Raw genomic sequence first — 18,570 nt, 5'->3', positions numbered from 1 at the left:
AGGGATCACGGCCACCACAGCGCCCACCACAACAAAGCGACAATAAAGAGCGAGCATGGACCTTTCGCGCGAATCCGAGTTCCCCGCAGACTTGAGCCCCTTGGCCTGGGTCCAGGAGGAACTGCGTCGCACGCTGGAATCGGTGCACAAGGCCATGCGCCGTGTGCTCCGCGATACCGACGCGCGCGCTACCACCCTGGGCGGCGAAGGCCAGCCCAGCCCGGCGCTGCAGGGAGCAGCCCAACAAATGCACCAGGCAGCCGGCGTGCTGTCGGTGGTCAGCCTGCCGGCGGCGGCGCAGTTGCTGCGTGCCGCCGAGGCCACCCTGTTCCGCCTGGCCGAAAACCCGGCGACGGTGTCGGTGGCGGAGGTGGAGGCGGTCGAGCGGGCCGACTTTGCCGTCCTGGCCTTTATCGCCAAGACCCTGGCCGGCGGCCAGCCCAGCTCGCTGGCGCTGTTCCCGGCCTACCAGACCTTGCAGGAACTCAACGGCGCGGGCCGTATTCACCCGGCCGACCTGTGGACGCAGGAGTTCCGCTGGCGTGACCTGCCGGCCGACAAGGCGGTGCGTGCCCTGACGCCGGAGCAGATGCGTGCGCCCTTCGAGGCGCTGCTGCTCAAGCAGATGCGTGCCCCCGCCCCGGGCCAGGGCCAGTTGCTGAGCGACCTGTGCGCCGGCCTGGCCCTCACGCAGACCCAGCCGCATGGTCGCACTTTGTGGATGCTGGCCTCGGCCCAGTTCGAAGCGCAGTCCCGCGGACTGTTGCCGGTGGACACGCTGGTCAAGCGTCTGGGCTCGCGCCTGCTGGCGCAACTGCGCGCCGGCCGTGATGCCGCGCCGTCCGAACGTCTGGCCAAGGACCTGCTGTTCTTCGCCGCCGCTGCCAAGCACCCGGCCGCCGGTACCGCCCCCCGCCTGGAGGCGGTGCAGGTGGCCTATGGCCTGGTGGAAGCGCCGGTCGTGGATTACCGCGACGACACCCTGGGCAAGATCGACCCGACCTGGGTGCAGGCGGCCAAGCGCCGGGTGGCCACCGCCAAGGAATCGTGGGGCTCTGCCGCTGAAGGCGAGACCCACCGCCTCGGTGGCCTGGACGAACAATTCGCCGGTGTGGCGGAGTCGCTGACCAAGCTCTTCCCCAACGGGGATGTGCTGGGCGACACCCTGCGCCGTGCCGTCGTGACGACGCTGCGTTCGGGCCGTCCGCCCGAACCCACGCTGGCCATGGAAATCGCCACGGCGATGCTCTATCTGGAAGCGGCCCTCGAGGACGAGGCCTTCGACCAGCCCGAGCAGGCCGAACGGGTGAGCAGCCTGTCGCGCCGCATCGAAGCGGTGGCTCACGGCCAGCCGCCCGAGCCGCTCGAAGCCTGGATGGAAGAGCTGTACCGCCGCGTGGCGGACCGCCAGACCCTGGGCTCCGTGGTGCATGAACTGCGCGCCAGCCTCTCCGAGGTCGAGCGCCAGTGCGACGAATATTTCCGCGACCCCACCAAGCGCGACCAGTTGATCCCGGTCCCGGGCCAACTGCAGACCATGCGTGGTGTGTTCAGCGTGCTGGGGCTGTCTCAAGCCGCCCAGGCCGCGCTGCGCATGCGTGACCAGGTGGATGAACTGGCGCAGACGGAAGTGGACCCGGCGTTGCCCGGCTCCCGTGCCCAGTTCGACCGCCTGGCCAATAACCTGGGTGCGCTCGGTTTCCTGATCGACATGCTGAGTGTCCAGCCGCATCTGGCCAAGCGGATGTTCCGCTTCGACGATGCGACCGGCCTGCTGCAATCCCTGGTGGGCCGCGAGAGCGAGCATCACCCGGTGCAGGAACCGGCCAACGAGGAGCCGGCTGCCGCCCCGCAGCTGATGGACCAGCTCCAGGCGACCGCACAGGCGGTGGCCCAGGGCGAGCGCCCGGCCGAAGACCTGGCACGCGACCTCGAACGCATCTCGCAGGAAGCCCGTGCCGCCGACGACCTGGGCCTGGCTCAGGCCGCCCAGCAGGCTCAGCAGCAACTGCTGACCGCCGGCCCGGAAAGCACCTCCGCCGCCACGTCGCTGCAGCAGTTCATCGAGGCTTCGGCCCCGGTGGCGCCGCCCGCCGTGCCCGAAAGCGCCCCGATTCCGCAGGAAGAGGCCGCTGTCGACGAGGAGATGCTGGAAATCTTCCTTGAAGAAGTGTCCGAGGTGGTCACCACCGCTCGCGATGCGTTGGCCACGCTGGCCCGCGACAGCAACAACCGCGAAGAGCTGACGACTGTCCGCCGCGCTTTCCACACGCTCAAGGGCAGTTCCCGCATGGTCGGGCTGAACGAGTTTGGTGAAGCGGGCTGGGCCTTTGAACAGCTCTTCAACCATCGCCTGTCTGAACATCCGCAGGCCGACGCCGACCTGCTGCGCCTCAGCAATGAGTCGCTGGATGCCTTCCAGGCCTGGGCATCCGCCATTGGCGAGAAGCGCCCGCATGGCTTCCACAGCGCGCCGTTCCGTGCCGCTGCCGATGCACTGCGCCTGAACAACCGCTATGAACCGCTGAAGGTCTCGGCCGCGCCCGTGGCTGCGGCGCCGGTGGTGGCCCCCGTGGCTGCTGCCCCGGTGGCCGCGCCGGTGGTGGTCCCGGCCGACGTGCCGGAACTGGTCGAAGTGCCGGAGATCATCGAGGTCGCCGAGCTGCCCAGCGCCATCGAGACGCTGGACGAGATCGAACTGTCGCCCCTGGCTGCTGCCCCGGCGCCTGCCGCCGTGGACGGTCTGCCTGCGCTGGAACTGCCTGGCCTGGATGTGCCGCCGCTGGCGGTGCCCACCGCCGTGGACGAGCCCACGCTGGATCTGTCGCTGGACTTCCCCTCCGAAGTGCCGGAACTCACCCGCGACGTGCCGCAACTCGATGCGGCGCTGGACCTGCCCGCATTGACCGCTGCCGCGGTTTCCGCCGATGCGCAACCGCTGTCGTTCGAAGTGCCGGAGCTGGTGGAAGTTCCGGAACTGGTGGAACTGCCGGTCGCTTCGATTGTTGAAGAGCCGACGCAGTCGCTCGACATGCCGGAAGGCTGGCCTGATGACGTGACGCCGGTCGAAGTCGAAGCCACCGCGCCGGTGCCGCTGGACGACGGCCTGCCGGTGGCAGCCGCCGACGAGCTCGACCTGGACAAGCTGGACCTGTCCGGCCTGGACCTGGGCGCCGCGCCCGCCGCCGAGCCGATCGATCTGGAACTGGACCTGACCAGCGAGCTGATCAGCGCGCCCACGGCGGAAGAACTGCCGCCAGCGGGCGAGCCCATCATCGAGCAGGCGTTTGCGCCGGAAACCGTGGACCATGCCGCCCCGGTGCTGAGCCTGGTGGGTGGCACGTCGGTGGAAGCCTCCGAAGCTGACGACGCCCTGGCCGAGGAAAGCGACGAAGGCATCAAGGTCATCGGCCCGCTGCGCCTGAGCATTGCGCTGTTCAACATCTTCCTCAATGAGGCGGATGAGCGCTCGCGTCGCCTGCAGGTGGAACTGACCGAATGGTCGCTGCTGCCGCAGTCGCCCCTGCCGCAGGATGCCGAGCCCCTGGCCCACGCCCTGGCCGGCAGCGCCGCCACGGTGGGCTTCGATGACCTCTCCACGCTCTCCCGTGCGCTGGAACATGCCCTGGGCCGTGCCCAAGGCCATGAGGTGGCCGACCCGACGCTGTTCCAACGTGGTTCGGACGAAATCCGCCGTCTGCTGCATCAGTTCGCCGCCGGTTTCCTGAAGGAAGTCGAAGCCGAACTGCTGGCTGAGCTGCAACTGTTCCAGCCGGGCGCGCCGCTGCCCGATGGCGCACAGGACAGCGACGAAGGCCTGCTGGCCATGACGCTGGACGAGGTGTCTACCGCCGCCCAGAGCAGCGACGCCCACGTGCCCCCGGCCTATCTGGCCGCTGCGGCGCCGGTCGTGGCGCATGAGCCCGACGACCTTCTGGCCGACGACGATTTCGACTTCAGCCTGCCCGACCAGATCGAGCCGGAGCTGATGCCGATCTTCGAGGAAGAGGCCGAAGACCTGCTGCGCCAGCTGCATGCCAGCCTGCGCGAGTGGGCGGCCCAGCCGCAGGATTCCTCGCGGGCATCGGCCTGCATGCGGGTGCTGCACACCTTCAAGGGTGGTGCCCGTCTGGCAGGCGCCATGCGCCTGGGTGAACAGGCGCACAACCTGGAATCGCAGATCGAGCGCCTGATCGGGGACGGCAAGGCCGACCACGGCGAGGTGACTGCCCTGCAGGACCTGGCCGATGCGCTGGAGTTCAGCTTCCAGACCCTGCAACGCGATTGGCGCAATCCCGCGCCGGTGGTGCCTGCACCGATGGCGGCCCCGGTGGCAGCTCCCGTGCCTGCGCCTGCGCCGGTCGCGGCGCCGGCCCCGGTGGTGGAAGCGCCAGCAACGCCTGAAGTGGTCGAAGCCATCGAAGTGCCTGCCGTGGTGCAAGCCCCGGCGGAACTGCCGGTGGAAGGCTCCGACGCCATCCCCGCTCCCGCGATCGAACCCGTTGCCGCAGCGGTGCAGGCCCCTGCGCCGGCCGTGGCCGCGCCGGTCCCGGCCGCCGCACCGGTGGTGGCCAGCCCGACCGCACCGGCGGACATCGAAATCGACTGGGCGCATTTCAGCGAAGTGGCCGACCTCGGCCAGCCGATGGAAAGCGCCCCGGTGGCCCCTGCCGCGCAAGTGCGTGTGCGTGGTGTGTTGCTGGAACGCATGGCCGCACTCTCCGGCGAAGTCGCGATCCGTCGCGCCCGTCTGGAATCCGAGCTGGGCCAGATGCGCACCCTGCTGGGCGACCTGGACGACAACTTGGAGCGTCTGCGGACCCAGCTGCGTGAGCTGGAACTGCAGGCCGAGGCCCGTATCGCGGCCCGGCAGGAAGCCGCCCAGGCCACTGGCAAGGACTTCGACCCGCTGGAATTCGACCGCTACACCCGCTTCCAGGAACTCACCCGGATGCTGGCCGAGTCGGTCAACGACGTGGCCACCGTCCAACGCGGCCTGCAACGCAACGTGGCAGCTGGCGAAGACGAACTGGCGGGCCAATCCCGTCTGACGCGCGAACTGCAGGACGACCTGCTGCGCACGCGGATGGTGGAGTTCGACAGCAGCCTCGGCGAACGTCTGCACCGCGTGGTGCGGCAGGCCGCCCGCGAAAGCGGCAAGCAGGCCCAGCTGGAAGTCCGTGGCGGTGGCGTGGAACTGGACCGTTCCGTGCTGGAGCGTCTGACCGGTGCCTTCGAGCACTTGCTGCGCAACAGCGTGGTGCACGGCATTGAGCCGGCAGCCACCCGTGAAGCGGCTGGCAAGACGCCCACAGGCCGCATCACGCTGAGCCTGCACCAGGAAGGCAACGAGATCCAGGTGCGCTTTAGCGATGACGGCGCAGGCCTCCCGCTGGACCGCATCCGCGCCCGTGGTGAAAGCCAGGGCCTGATCCAGGCCGGCCAGACGCTGACCAACAAGCAGCTCATGGAACTGATCTATGAGCCGGGCTTCTCCACCGCCGAATCGCTGACCGAAATGGCCGGCCGTGGTGTGGGCATGGACGTGGTGCGTTCCGAAGTGAACACGCTGGGTGGCTATGTCATCACCGACTCCACGCCGGGGCAGGGCGCCAGCTTCGAGCTGCGCGTTCCGCTCACCACGGCGCTGACGCAGGTGGTGGTGCTGCGCTATGGCGATCGTCGGGTGGCGGTCCCCGCCAGCCTGATGCTCTCCGTGCAGCGCCTCACCGCCGAGCAGGTGGAAAAGGCCTACCAGGATGGCTTCATCACGGCGGCCGGCGAGCAACTGCCCTTCTACTGGCTGGGCGGGCTGATGCACCACAGCGAGCGTGGCCTGGCCCAGGGCAAGACCTTGCCCGTGGTGCTGGTGCACAGCGCGCAGCAGCGCCTGGCGCTGCACGTGGACGAAGTGCTGGGCAACCAGGAAGTCGTGGTCAAGAACCTCGGCCCGCAGCTGATGCAGGTGCCGGGTCTGGCGGGTATCAGCCTGCTGGCCTCCGGTGACGTGGCGCTGATCTACAACCCGGTGGCGCTGGCCAACCGCTACGGCCATGCTGCGCAACAGCGCGTGCATGACAGTGCGGCGGCCTCCCATGTGGTGGTGGAGACGCCTCGCGAGCCCCTGCCTCCGCTGGTGATGGTGGTGGACGATTCGCTCACGGTGCGCCGCGTCACGCAGCGCATGCTGGAGCGTGAAGGCTACCGCGTGCTGCTGGCCAAGGACGGTCTGGATGCGATGGAGCGCCTGGCAGGTGATGAACTGCCGGCCGTGGTGCTCTCCGACATCGAGATGCCACGCATGGACGGGTTCGACCTGGTGCGCAACCTGCGTGCGGACGGCCGTCTGCGGGCCCTGCCGGTCATCATGATCACCTCCCGTATCGCGCAAAAGCATCGCGACTATGCGCAGCAATTGGGGGTTGATGACTATTTGGGTAAGCCGTACGACGAAGAGCACCTTCTGGGCCTCATCGCTCGATACACTTCCCAGAACCTCGCCGGTCAGGCGGTAGTGTCGTAAACGCCCGACGTATGGGCGTGGATTGAAACAGCGCCATGCCTCAGGTCGTTGATCATCTCGCCGAGCTCACAGGATTTCGTGACCGTGACGTCATGGACGTCACTCTGGTCACGGCCCTGCGGGATCTGCTTGAAACACCCGCCTCGGTGGCGATCTACCGTTGCGTCGGCGAACCCGGCCAGCAACGCTGGCTCACGCGGGCCCGCCTGCGTGTCGAGGACACCGTCGCCACGGCAGATTCGCTGTGGGTCGATCCCGACACGCTGCCCCGCCTGGACGATGTTCCGCGCCGTCTTCAGTCTTTGAAGGAACGCGCCGTCATCCAGGACCGGGAAGGTTCGCAGTGGGTGACCTACTTCCCGCTGGCCACTGAACGCGACGTGATCGGTGTGCTGGAACTGCACACCGCCAGCCGGCCCCGTCCGGCCTCCCAGCGCCTGGTCACCAGCGTGCTGCGGATTTATCACAACTTCCAGGGTCTGCTGGACTACAGCGAGCGCGACACCCTCACGGGCCTGCTCAACCGCAAGACCTTCGACGAGAGTTTCCTCAAGGCCGTTTCCGAACTGCCGCTGCGGGCCTCCGCCGCACAGGACGAACGTCGCCAGGCCGAAGTGCATCCGCGCTATTGGCTGGGTGTGCTGGACATTGACCACTTCAAGTCGATCAACGATCGCTTCGGCCACCTCATCGGTGACGAAGTGCTGCTGCTGCTCTCGCGCCTGATGCGCAGCACCTTCCGCTTCAACGACCTGCTCTACCGCTTTGGTGGCGAGGAGTTCGTGGTGCTGATGCGTTGCGAGAACGAAGAGGACGCGGCCCAGGCGTTCGAACGCTTCCGTCACAACACCGAGCACTATGCATTCCCGCAGGTGGGCCGCATCACGGTGAGCATCGGCTTCACGCAGATCCGTGCAGGTGATTCGCCCGCAGGTGCTTTTGAGCGCGCTGACAAGGCTGTCTATCACGCCAAGGGCGCGGGCCGGAACCAGGTGCAGAGCCACGCCACGCTGATCGCTCAGGGCCAGATGTCCGAAGCGACCCATCTCAGCGACGTCGAACTGTTCTGAGCCGGCTCCCGCCGACAGGGAGTCTCGATGCTGAAAGACCTGACCCGGTCGCTACCTGTGGTGTTGCTGGCGCTGGTGGTGGCATCCGTGCTGACGGCTTGCGCCGGCCCTGCCGTGCCCAGCCTCCTGGAACCCGACCAGCCCGCCGTGCCCGGCATCGAGACCGCCGAGGATGGCAGCCACCAATGGCAGGACCTCGACTGGCGCGATGACCAGCGCCACCGCGCGGTGCCGGTGCGGGTGTATTGGCCCGCCGGCCCCCAGGCCGAACCACCCGCGGGTGGTTGGCCCGTCATCATCTTCTCCCATGGCCTGGGCGGCTCCCGCCGGGGTTACAGCTATCTGGGCCACTACTGGGCCTCGCAGGGCTTTGTGGCCTTGCATGTGCAGCATGTCGGCAGTGACCGCCGCCTCTGGGCCGGTGGCTTCGGCGCCAGCAATTCGGTGGCCCTGATGTGGCGGCTGAATCAGGCCGCCCAGCCTCGCGAAGCCATCGACCGTGTGCGGGATATGCAATTTGCGCTCGACAAGCTTCTGACCGGCGAGCTGGCGACCCGGCTCAATACCCGACAGATCATCGTGGCCGGCCACTCCTATGGGGCCAATACGAGCCTGCTGCTGGCCGGTGCGCGCGTCGGCGCGCCGGAGCGTTTCCAGGCCGGGCAGGCCGAGATGGTGCTGAATGACCCGCGCATCCGGGCCGCCATCCTCATCTCCGCGCCGCCGTTTTACGGCGAAGGCGATCCCGGCCCCATCGTGGGCGGCATCACCGTGCCCACGCTGCACATTAGTGCCACCATGGACGAGATCCGCATTCCGGGCTATTACTCCGGCCCTTCGGACCGCGTGCAGCTGTTTGAGGCCACGGGTGGACCCCGCAAGGCCTTGGCCATGTTCAAGGGCGGCTCGCACAGCATCTTTACCGACCGCTTGAACACGGGGGGCGAAGCCCTCAACCCCCAGGTGAAAGCGGCAACGGCCACATTGAGTGTGGCCTGGCTGCGCCTGGTGCTGAATGAGCAGGACGGGCCGCTGCAGACGTGGCAGACGCAGCATGGCGCGCTGCTGTCGCGCTGGGAATCGCCCATGAACACCAAGGTCGCGGGCCGTGGCATGCGCCCGGCCACCGAGGCGGGTCACCCCGATGCAAGACTTGCCCCCCACCCGCTGCAATGAGCAGCGCTTCCCGGTGGGACCTATCGGACAGCGTTCTGCGCAGGGCCGGCGTCGCTTCTCAGGCACGCCCATGTGGGTGTGGGCTTGCTTTTCTGAGCAAGCACCCCTAGCGTTGGGGTACGCGTAACAGGCTGTCGCAGAGGGCGGCCTCTAACGCCAGGTGGGCATTGCGCCGATGTCATGGCGATTCAGTCGCACAAGGCCAATGCCTGCGGGGTAGTTAAAGAGGGCCGTAATGCCCCACGATGCATGCGTTTTCTGAGCTTCCCGGTGGCTGCAGCCCTGCTGCTGGCCGGCTGCGTCGCCTTCGTGGCCACGGCCTACGGCGAGTACAGGAGTCTGGGCGAGCTGACGCGCCTGGAGAATCTGCGCGCCCACGCGTTGGGCACGCAGGTGCTGATCAGCCGTCTCAATCATTTGCTGGTGGATCTCGAGACCGGTCAGCGCGGGTTCCTCATCACGGGGGACGCAAGCTTCCTGGAACCCTACGACCATGGGATGCGCGAACTTGACCCGCGCTACACCGAGCTCAAGGTCGCCCTGCAAACCTCTGGTGACCCCCAGGAGGCTGCGTTTGCACGTCTGGACCGCTTGATTGCAGACCGACGCGTGCAATTGGCGCAGAACGTGGACAGTCGCTGGAAGCTGGGGGAGGCGGCGATTCGCAATGTGCAGGCCTGGGTGGCGGGCAAGCAATTGATGGATGAAATTCGCGGGGAGCTGGACCGGCTGGATTCGCTGCAGCAACAGCGCATTGACGGCATCGAGACGGAAGTGGCCCAACAGCAAGCGCAGACGGCCCGATTGGCGCAGGTGCTGCCGCTGGTCGGCGGGGCGTTGGTGGCGGCGGCGCTGGCGGCCCTGTGGCTGGAGCGGGAACGGCGCGACGAAGCGGAACGGGCGCTGCGAGACAGCCATGCGCAGCTGGAATCGATGGTGGACCAGCGCACGCAGGCCCTGCGGGAGGCTCTGGACCGGATCCAGAGCTTTGCGGCGGAGCTGGACCGTAGCGTGGAGACCGAGCGCCGCCGGCTGGCGCGGGAGGTGCATGACCATCTGGGGCAACTGGGCACGGCCAGCAAGATGCTGGTGATCTCGCTGACCCGCAAGATGGCGCCCGTGAAGGAGCCGATGCTCGAAGAGATGCTGGGCATTGCCGACGATGTGATTGGCGCGGCCCGCCGCATTGCCTCCAGCCTGCGGCCCCCGCTGCTGGATGACTTCGGCTTTGCCGCCGCCGTGCAGCATTACGCACAAGGGCTGGAGCGGCAGGCGGGCCTGACGGTCATGCTCGACCTGGCCTCGGATGACGACCTCACGCCGGAGCAGCACAACCAGTTGTTCCGCCTGCTGCAGGAGGCCGCCACCAATGTGCTGCGCCATGCCAACGCGCAGGAGCTGGTGATTGAATCGCATCTGGACGACGGTTTCTACTGCCTGCGTATCCAGGATGATGGCGTCGGGCCCGGGCATGTCCGGGCCGATGCTTCGGGCTTGCGAAACATGCGAGAGCGCGCCGTGCTGGCTGGAGGCGAGATGAGCTTCGGCCCGGCACCGGGGCAGGGCACACGGGTTGAAGTGCGTGTGCCGTTGAAGGCTGCGGAAGCACCAGTGGCCGCAGCGGCCGCCGGAGCGCCCGCGATTGAAAAAGAGGAGGGTTGGGATGAGGTTTCTGATCGTTGATGACCATCCGATCATGCGGCTGGGGGTCAAGCAGCTGATCCACGCCCAGTGGCCCGACGCCGTGATCGATGAAGCGTCCACCATTGCCGAAGCACTGCAGCTCGGCCAGGCCCATGCGCCTTCGGCGATCGTGCTGGACCTGTCCTTGCCCGACGCCAGCGGCACCGAGGGCGCCAGCCGCATCCTGCGCGCCATCAAGACGGTGCCGGTGCTGGTGCTCAGCCTGAATGCCGAGTCCGCCTATGCAGCCCGGCTGCTGCAGATGGGCGTGTCCGGCTACCTGCCCAAGGACAAGGCCACCGATGAACTGGTGCTGGCACTGCAGCGCCTGCTGGTGGGGGGCCGGTATGTCACGGCGGCGATGGCGGACCACCTGCTGGGCCTGCTCAGCGGCCAGGCCCCCAACCAGCTGCCGCATGAGCAGCTGTCGGCCCAGGAGCACCGCGTGATGTTGTTGATCGCCGCCGGCAAGACGCCGGCCGAGATCGCCGACACCATGCACCTGTCGGCCAAGACGGTGGGCACCTACCGCGCCCGCATCCTGGAAAAAACCGGCTGGCGCAACAACACGGAACTGACGAAATACTGCGTACAGCATGGATTGACCGATGCTATTTAACGTTGGTACCGCTGTCCCAACGCTGTAGGTGATTGCTGCACAAACCCTGCCGCGAGCTTCCGACACGAGCTTGCGCGGGCTGCCGCTGACTGATTCGATCCCCGCGGGCCAAGATGCGCTCCATGCCGTTCACTCAGGAACGGTGCTTGGAGAAAGCGTCCCATGGATATCTTCCTCGTCGAGGACTCTTCCGCGATCCGCCGCCTGTTGGCCCGCCGGCTCGACAGCCTGCCGGGCACCCGTGTGGTCGGGGAAGCGGAAGGTGCGCCGCAAGCCGTGGCGCTGATTGACTGGCTGCAGCCGGACACCGTACTGCTGGACATGAATCTGGCCATCGGTACCGGGCTGGATGTGCTGCGAGACCTGCGGGGCCGGGGCTACAAAGGCCGCATCCTGATGCTCAGCAGCCAGTGCTCCGACATCTACCGCGACCGGTGCATCAAGGCCGGCGCGGATGGCTTCTACGACAAGGGCACCGGTCTGGAAACCCTGTTCGGGGATCTGGACGAACTGCTGCAAAGCGAGCGGGCCAGCGGCAAGCAACTGCGCTTCTCGCCGCTGCTGCGCGACACGGTGACCGGCCTGCTGGGCCAGGTGGCCTTGCTGGAACGGCTGGATCAGGTCCTGCGCATGCTTCGGGCTGACCCCCAGCCGGTGGCGGTGGCGGTGGTGGTGCTGCGCGGCCTGCAGGCGCTGCTGCTCTCGCACGGCCCTGCGGCCACGGCCCCCTTGCTCGTGGAACTGGGGCAGCGCATGAAGAGCTGCACCGGCGATGCCGACCTGCTGGCCCGCCATGCCGACGAGCAGTTCGCCCTGGTCGTCACCCGTGTGGACAGCACCCACGACGCCGACGCGCTGACGCACCGGCTGGACGACGCCTTGAGCTTGCCCTTCGAGCTGGCCGGCAAGCCGATCCGGCTGCATTGCTCGGTGGGCATGGCCATCTATCCCCGCGATGCCATCAGTGCCCGTGGCCTGTTGAACCTGGCGGAATCCCGGGCCCATGGCGAATGCCTGCCGTCCGATGGCAGCGCGGTGGTGCACTGACCCCCCAGGCGGCCGCGTGCCACACCCCTATTCGGGCAGGCGCCGGTCCTTGACCACCGCGTAGCGGTCCAGCGTTGCCATCCGCGCCAGCTCGTGGCGCACGATGGGCAGCGGATAGTCCCGGCCCATGGCCACGCCACAAGCTTCCAACTCCACGGGGCGCGCCGTCCACGGGGCGTGAATCAGCTTGGGAGGCAGTTTCGCCAGCTCGGGCACATAACGCTTGATGAACTTGCCCTGCGCATCGAACTTCTCGCTCTGGCTGACCGGGTTGAAGATGCGGAAATAGGGCTGGGCATCGCAGCCGCTGGAGGCGGCCCACTGCCAGCCGCCGTTGTTGGCGGCCAGGTCGAAATCCAGCAACTGCTGGGCGAAATAACCTTCCCCCCACCGCCAGTCGATGCCCAGGTCCTTGATCAGGAAGCTGGCCGTGACCATCCGTAGCCGGTTGTGCATGTAGCCGGTCTCGTTGAGCTGGCGCATGGCCGCGTCCACGATGGGGAAGCCCGTGCGGCCCTCACACCAGGCCCGGAATTGTTCTTCCGCCTCGGGGCCGGTTTCCCAGCGGATGTTGTCGTATTCCGGCCGGAAGGCGTGGCCCACCACATGGGGATGGTGATGCATCACCTGGTGGTAGAAATCCCGCCAGACCAGCTCGGAAAGCCAGATCTGGGCGCCCTCATCCCCCTGGCGAGCACGCAGCCAGGCCTCGCGCGCGCATTGGCGGATCGAGAGGGTGCCAAAGCGCAGGTGCACGCTCAGGTAGCTGGGGCCCTTCACGGCGGGGAAGTCCCGTTGTTCGCCATAACGGTCGATACGGGTCAGGAAATCCTTCAGCAACCGCTGAGCACCGTCGCTGCCGTCGCGCAGCGTGGGGCTGAGCTCGACCGGGTCGAAACCGATGTCCGTCAAGCTGGGGATGCGTGGCGCCTGCGGGCCGGGGGCTGGTGCCAGATGGGCGGCGTATGGGCGCACCGGATAGGCGCGGACATAAAAGTCGGTCAGCGTCTTGAGCCAGTTGTTCTTGTAGGGCGTGAAGACGCCGTAGGGCTGCCGGGTGGCGGTCAGGATCTCCGAACGCTCGAAGATGACATGGTCCTTGAAACTGTGGACCGCCACGCCGCGCGCCAGCAGGGTTTCGCCCACGGCGGCGTCTCGCTGCAGCGCCTGCGGCTCGTCGTCATGGTTGAAATACAGCGCGCCCGCGCCCAGTTCGGCCACCAGCGCCGGCAGCAAGGCCGCGGCGCTGCCGTGGCGGACGATCAGCCCGGCACCGAGGGCCAGCCGGCCCAGGTCGGCGTCCAGCACCCGCAGGGCGTCCAGGATGAAAGGGACGCGACGGTCCGCGCGGGGCAGGGCGTCCAGGATGTCGGTGTCCAGTACAAAAGCACAGTACACGCGGGGGTGGTGCTTGAGCGCGTGATAGAGCGCCGCATGGTCGTCGGCGCGCAAGTCCCGGCGGAACCAGACCAGGGCGGTGTCCGGATCAGGAGCGGTACGGGCTGTGCTGCGAGAAGGGGCGGTCTTCATGGACGGGGAGTGTCGGTGAAATAGAATGCCGCCATGTCCAAGGAACGCATCGATCTGACCAACCAGTTCCTGATCGCCATGCCGGGCATGGTGGACGAGACCTTTGCAGGGTCAGTGGTCTACCTGTGCGAGCACAACGAGAAGGGTGCCCTGGGCCTGGTCATCAACAAGCCGATTTCGTTGACGCTTGGCAACCTGTTCGAGAAGGTCGAACTGGAGCTGCCGGACGAATCGATGGCGGCCCGCCCTGTCTTTTATGGGGGCCCTGTCCAGACCGAGCGCGGTTTTGTGCTGCATGAGCCGCTGGATGAGCAGGGCAACCACTACAACGCCACGCTGGCCGTGCCAGGTGGGCTGGAAATGACCACCAGCCGGGATGTGCTGGAAGCCTTGTCCAGTGGTGCCGGCCCCAAGCGGGTACTGATCACGCTGGGCTACAGCGGCTGGGCCGCGGGTCAGCTGGAAGAAGAGCTGGGCCGCAACGGCTGGATCACGGTGGACGCGACCCCCGAGATCATCTTCGACACGCCGATCGAGGAGCGCTATGAAAAAGCGCTGGCCCTACTCGGCATCGACCCCCGCATGCTCAGCCCGGAAGCCGGCCACGCATGATGGATGTTGGCCCCTCAGTCGCTTTCGCTCCTGCCCCCAAGGGGCGCTGCCCAAGGCTCGGGGCGGCCCTTCGCCTGGGCTGGCTTGATGAAAAATGGCCCCCCAGTCGCTTCGCTCCTGCCCCCAAGGGGCGCTGCCCGAGGCTCGGGACGGCCCTTCGCCTGGGCTGGCTTGATGAAAAATGGCCCCCCAGTCGCTTCGCTCCTGCCCCCAAGGGGCGCTGCCCGAGGCTCGGGACGGCCCTTCGCCTGGGCTGGCTTGGTCAAGAATGGCCCCCCAGTCGCTTTGCTTTTGGCTACTGGGGGGAGGCGCTGGGGGTATGAGTGGGGCGCTGATATGAGCACTTCTCTTCCTGTGTCCCTGCTGGCTTTTGATTTCGGTACCAAACGGATCGGTGTGGCGTCGGGCAATCGGCTGCTGGGCAGCGCGCGCGGCGTGCGGACGATCACGGAGCAGGGGGATGCGCGATTCGCCGCAATCACGAAGCTGATCGCCGAGTGGCAGCCGGATGCGCTGGTGATCGGCGTGCCACGCCATCCCGATGGCCAACCGCATGAGATGACACAGCGGGCCCTGCGCTTTGCCGGCCAGCTGCGCGGGCGCTACCACCTGCCCGTGGTGGAGGTGGACGAACGCTACACCAGCGCCGAGGCCCAGTCCCAGGGCGCTCGCGACCTGGATGCCGCCAGCGCCGCACTCATCCTCGAACAATACTTCCGGGAACATTCATGAGCACACTCCATCTCGATGCCGAAGCGCTTTATGGCGACCTCCGCCGCGGCGTGCAGCGCCTGCTGCAGCCGCAGGCCGTGCTGGTGGGCATCTGGTCCGGCGGCGCCTGGCTGGCCGAGCGCCTGCAGCAAGACCTGCAACTCGAGGGCCAGCACGGCGTCATCTCCAGTGCCCTGCACCGCGATGACTTCGGCTCCAAGGGCATGAGCGCCGCCGCCGACCACACCAAACTGCCCTTCGACATCACCGACCGTCACATCGTGCTGATCGACGACGTGCTCTTTACCGGCCGCACCACCCGCGCCGTGATCAACGAGCTGTTCGACTTCGGCCGCCCCGCCAGCGTCACCCTCGCAGTGCTGGTGGACCGCGGCGGCCGCCAGCTCCCCATCGAACCGGCCTTCTCCGCCGCACGCGTCGCCCTCGCGCCCGAACAACGGCTGCGCCTGGCCAAGGACGACAACGGCCGCTTCAGCTTTGACGTGAAATGACCATGCTGAGTAAACGAAATCCTCAACTGAACAAGCACGGTGAGCTGATCCACCTGCTCTCCACCGAGGGCCTGCCGCGTGCGGTCATCCACCAGATCCTGGACACGGCGGGAACCTTCCTGTCGGTGAACGACCGGGAAGTGAAAAAGGTGCCGCTGCTGCGAGGCAAGTCGGTGTTCAACCTGTTCTTCGAGAACAGCACCCGCACCCGCACCACGTTCGAGATCGCCGCCAAGCGGCTGTCGGCGGACGTGATCAACCTCGATATCGCGCGCTCCAGCACCGCCAAGGGTGAAACGCTGCTGGACACGGTGGCCAACCTCTCCGCCATGCATGCCGACATGTTCGTGGTGCGCCACAGCGAGTCCGGCGCCCCCTACCTGATCGCCCAGCACTGCGCACCCCATGTGCATGTGGTGAATGCCGGTGACGGCCGTCATGCCCACCCCACCCAGGGGCTGCTGGACATGTACACCATCCGCCACTACAAGAAGGACTTCACCAACCTGACCGTGGCCATCGTGGGCGACATCGTGCATTCCCGCGTGGCGCGCTCCGACATCCACGCGCTCAGCATCCTGGGCGTGCCCGAGATCCGCGCCGTCGGCCCCAAGACCCTGGTGCCGGGTGACCTCAAGGACATGGGCGTGCGCGTGTGCCACGACATGGCCGAAGGCGTGCGCGACGCCGACGTCATCATCATGCTGCGCCTGCAGAACGAGCGCATGACCGGCGCCATGCTGCCCAGCGCGGGTGAATACTTCAAGAGCTTCGGGCTCACCCCGGAGAAGCTGGCCCTGGCCAAGCCGGATGCCATCGTGATGCACCCGGGCCCCATCAACCGCGGCGTGGAGATCTCGTCCAGCGTGGCCGACGGCCAGCACAGCGTGATCCTGCCGCAGGTCACTTTCGGCATTGCGGTACGGATGGCGGTGATGTCCATTCTGGCCGGCAACGAGGCCTGAGCAGAGGCTGGAGCACTGTATGAAGATCCTGATTCAGAACGGACGCCTGCTGGACCCCGCCTCGGGCCTGGACCAGACCGGTGACCTCGCCATCGCCTCCGGCCGCATCGTGGGTGTGGGCCGGGTGGGTGATTTCAGCGCCGACCGCGTCATCGACGCGTCCGGCCTGGTGGTCGCCCCGGGCCTGGTGGACTTGGCCGCGCGCCTGCGTGAGCCTGGCCATGAGCACGAAGGCCTGCTGGAAAGCGAACTGGCCGCCGCCGCTGCCGGTGGCGTGACCAGCCTGGTCTGCCCGCCCGATACCGATCCCACGCTGGACGAACCGGGCCTGGTGGAGATGCTGAAGTTCCGCGCCCGCAAGCTCAGCCGCTGCCGCCTGTTCCCGCTGGGCGCCATCACCCGCGGCCTGCAGGGCGAAGCGCTGACCGAGATGGCGGAACTGACTGAAGCCGGCTGCGTGGCCTTCTCCCACGCGGCCGTGCCCATCCGCAACACGCTGACCATGCAGCGCGCCATGCAATACGCCGCCAGCTTCGGCTACGCGCTGTGGCTGCATCCGCGGGACCCCTGGCTGAGCGGCGGCGTGGCCGCCAGCGGCTCGGTGGCCACCCGCCTGGGGCTTTCCGGTGAACCGGTGGCGGCCGAGACGGTGGCCTTGCACACCATCCTGGAACTGGTGCGTGCCACCGGCGCCCGGGTGCATCTGTGCCGCATCAGCAGCGCCGCTGGCGTGGACCTGGTGCGCCGTGCCAAGCACGAAGGCCTGCCGGTGACGGCGGACGTGTCCATCAACTCGCTGCACCTGACCGATGTGGACATCGGCTACTTCAACCCGGCCTTCCGCCTGCAACCGCCGCTGCGCCAGCAACGCGACCGCGACGCGCTGCGGCAGGCGCTGGCCGACGGCACCATCGACGCGCTGGTGAGCGACCACAACCCGGTGACCACCGACGAAAAGCACCTGCCGTTCGCCGAGGCCACCCCCGGTGCCACCGGCCTGGAGCTGCTGCTGAGCCTGGCATTGCGCTGGGCGCAGGACGAAGGCCTGCCGCTGGCCCGCGCACTGGACGTGATCACGGCCCGGCCGGTCAAGGTGCTGGGCCAGGCGCTCGGCTCGCTGTCCGCCAGCGCCGGCCGTCTGGTGGAAGGCGGTGTCGGCGACGTCTGTATCTTCGACGCTGCCGCCTCCGGCGCCGTGACGCCGGAGCGCCTGGTCAGCCAGGGCAAGCACACGCCGTTCGCCTTCGACATCACAGGCTTCGAGCTGCCGGGCCAGGTCCGCTACACGCTGGTGGCGGGCACGGTGGCGTATGAGTCCCTGCTGACGGAGGCGGCGGCCTGATGTCGGGCCTGCCACGTGGGCTGGTCGCCATGGGGCGGGCCGCCGGCATGCTCGGACACATCCTGCACGGCTTGTGGATCATCAATACGCGCTGGTCGAAGCTGGATGCCCCGCAACGACAGGCGTATGTGGGCTGGTGGTCCGGCAAGCTGCTGCGGGTGCTGGGCGTGACCCTGCAGCCGCTGCACGCGCCCACCACCACCGCCCGGCTGATCACGGCCAACCACGTGTCCTGGCTGGACATCGCGGCCATCCATGCAGTGATCCCTGAGGCACGGTTTGTCTCCAAGGCCGACATCAAGCACTGGCCGCTGGTGGGTGGCCTGGCCACCGCCGTGGGCACGCTTTATATCGAGCGGGCCAGCAAGCGGGATGCCTTGCGGGTGGTCCACCAGACGGCCGAGGCGCTGTCGCGCGGCGAGACGGTGGCGGTCTTCCCGGAAGGCACCACCGGGGCCGGTTATCCGCTGCTGCCCCTGCATGCCAACCTGCTGCAGGCGGCCATCAGCGTGAACGCGCCGCTGCAGCCCGTGGTGCTGCGCTGGCATCAGCCGGGCCAGCCCTACAGCGAGGCCGCCTGCTACATCGGCCAGATGACCCTGATGCAGAGTCTGTGGCGCATTCTGACCGCGCGCGATCTTCATGTGCGGGTGGAGAGCCTGCCACTGATGGAGACCCATGGCCAGGAGCGCCGCGCCTTGGCCGAGGCGCTGAGCCAGCGCCTGTCAGCCGCGCTGCCGCCGGCCTGAGCCTGGCGCATGTCCGCAATCGCTTTCAGAA

At 67.6% G+C, this 18,570-nt stretch carries 13 protein-coding genes; 12 read left to right on the top strand and 1 reads right to left on the bottom strand.

Annotation, left to right across the window (positions count from 1 at the left end; all coding sequences use genetic code 11):
• Positions 1–55: 55 nt before the first annotated feature.
• The 6 genes from BMY53_RS05325 (at position 56) to BMY53_RS05300 (ending at position 12,118) form a co-directional block, all read left to right on the top strand.
• Entirely contained in the window at positions 56–6,523 is a 6,468-nt protein-coding gene (locus tag BMY53_RS05325) for a hybrid sensor histidine kinase/response regulator (RefSeq protein ID WP_092944390.1), read from the top strand.
• 92 nt (positions 6,524–6,615) lie between these two features.
• On the top strand, positions 6,616–7,593 hold the full coding sequence (locus BMY53_RS05320) for a GGDEF domain-containing protein (RefSeq protein WP_255370042.1): 978 nt from the start codon (positions 6,616–6,618) through the stop codon (positions 7,591–7,593).
• 27 nt (positions 7,594–7,620) lie between these two features.
• Positions 7,621–8,769, top strand: a complete 1,149-nt coding sequence (locus BMY53_RS05315) for an alpha/beta hydrolase family protein (protein WP_092944386.1) — start codon at positions 7,621–7,623, stop codon at positions 8,767–8,769.
• A gap of 249 nt (positions 8,770–9,018) precedes the next feature.
• Positions 9,019–10,452: a CHASE3 domain-containing protein gene (locus BMY53_RS05310; protein ID WP_177200727.1), complete on the top strand. Its 1,434-nt coding sequence runs from the start codon at positions 9,019–9,021 to the stop codon at positions 10,450–10,452.
• A complete protein-coding gene (locus BMY53_RS05305) occupies positions 10,433–11,071 on the top strand; it encodes a response regulator (RefSeq protein ID WP_092944382.1) in 639 nt (212 codons plus the stop codon). The genes BMY53_RS05310 and BMY53_RS05305 overlap by 20 nt, the downstream gene beginning before the upstream one ends.
• 162 nt (positions 11,072–11,233) lie before the next feature.
• Positions 11,234–12,118 (top strand): response regulator, encoded by an 885-nt coding sequence (locus BMY53_RS05300; protein WP_092944380.1) that lies wholly within the window; start codon positions 11,234–11,236, stop codon positions 12,116–12,118.
• Positions 12,119–12,145: 27 nt separating this feature from the next.
• On the opposite strand, the gene BMY53_RS05295 is transcribed toward BMY53_RS05300, so the two are convergent.
• The gene (locus BMY53_RS05295) at positions 12,146–13,648 is read right to left on the bottom strand and encodes a cryptochrome/photolyase family protein (protein WP_092944378.1); all 1,503 of its coding nucleotides are present in this window, start codon (positions 13,646–13,648) and stop codon (positions 12,146–12,148) included.
• Positions 13,649–13,681: 33 nt separating this feature from the next.
• On the opposite strand from BMY53_RS05295, the gene BMY53_RS05290 reads away from it, so the two are divergent.
• From BMY53_RS05290 to BMY53_RS05265, 6 genes are all read left to right on the top strand, one after another.
• A complete protein-coding gene (locus BMY53_RS05290; RefSeq protein ID WP_092944376.1) occupies positions 13,682–14,260 on the top strand; it encodes a YqgE/AlgH family protein in 579 nt (192 codons plus the stop codon).
• A 336-nt stretch (positions 14,261–14,596) separates the two neighbouring features.
• On the top strand, positions 14,597–14,992 hold the full coding sequence (gene ruvX / locus BMY53_RS05285; protein WP_092944374.1) for a Holliday junction resolvase RuvX: 396 nt from the start codon (positions 14,597–14,599) through the stop codon (positions 14,990–14,992).
• Positions 14,989–15,483: a bifunctional pyr operon transcriptional regulator/uracil phosphoribosyltransferase PyrR gene (gene pyrR, locus BMY53_RS05280; RefSeq protein ID WP_092944372.1), complete on the top strand. Its 495-nt coding sequence runs from the start codon at positions 14,989–14,991 to the stop codon at positions 15,481–15,483. Before ruvX ends, pyrR begins: the two co-directional genes overlap by 4 nt.
• Positions 15,484–15,485: 2 nt before the next feature.
• The gene (locus BMY53_RS05275) at positions 15,486–16,448 is read left to right on the top strand and encodes an aspartate carbamoyltransferase catalytic subunit (protein ID WP_092945126.1); all 963 of its coding nucleotides are present in this window, start codon (positions 15,486–15,488) and stop codon (positions 16,446–16,448) included.
• A 19-nt stretch (positions 16,449–16,467) separates the two neighbouring features.
• Positions 16,468–17,790: a dihydroorotase gene (locus BMY53_RS05270; RefSeq protein ID WP_092944370.1), complete on the top strand. Its 1,323-nt coding sequence runs from the start codon at positions 16,468–16,470 to the stop codon at positions 17,788–17,790.
• Complete coding sequence (locus tag BMY53_RS05265; protein ID WP_177200726.1) at positions 17,790–18,539, top strand: lysophospholipid acyltransferase family protein; 750 nt, start codon at positions 17,790–17,792, stop codon at positions 18,537–18,539. Before BMY53_RS05270 ends, BMY53_RS05265 begins: the two co-directional genes overlap by 1 nt.
• Positions 18,540–18,570 lie beyond the last annotated feature (31 nt).

Source organism: Roseateles sp. YR242 (assembly GCF_900109745.1).
In the GTDB taxonomy this organism is placed as follows: Bacteria; Pseudomonadota; Gammaproteobacteria; order Burkholderiales; family Burkholderiaceae_C; genus Roseateles.
Note: the sequence above shows the minus strand (reverse complement) of the source record. Positions and strands in the feature narration are given on the sequence as shown.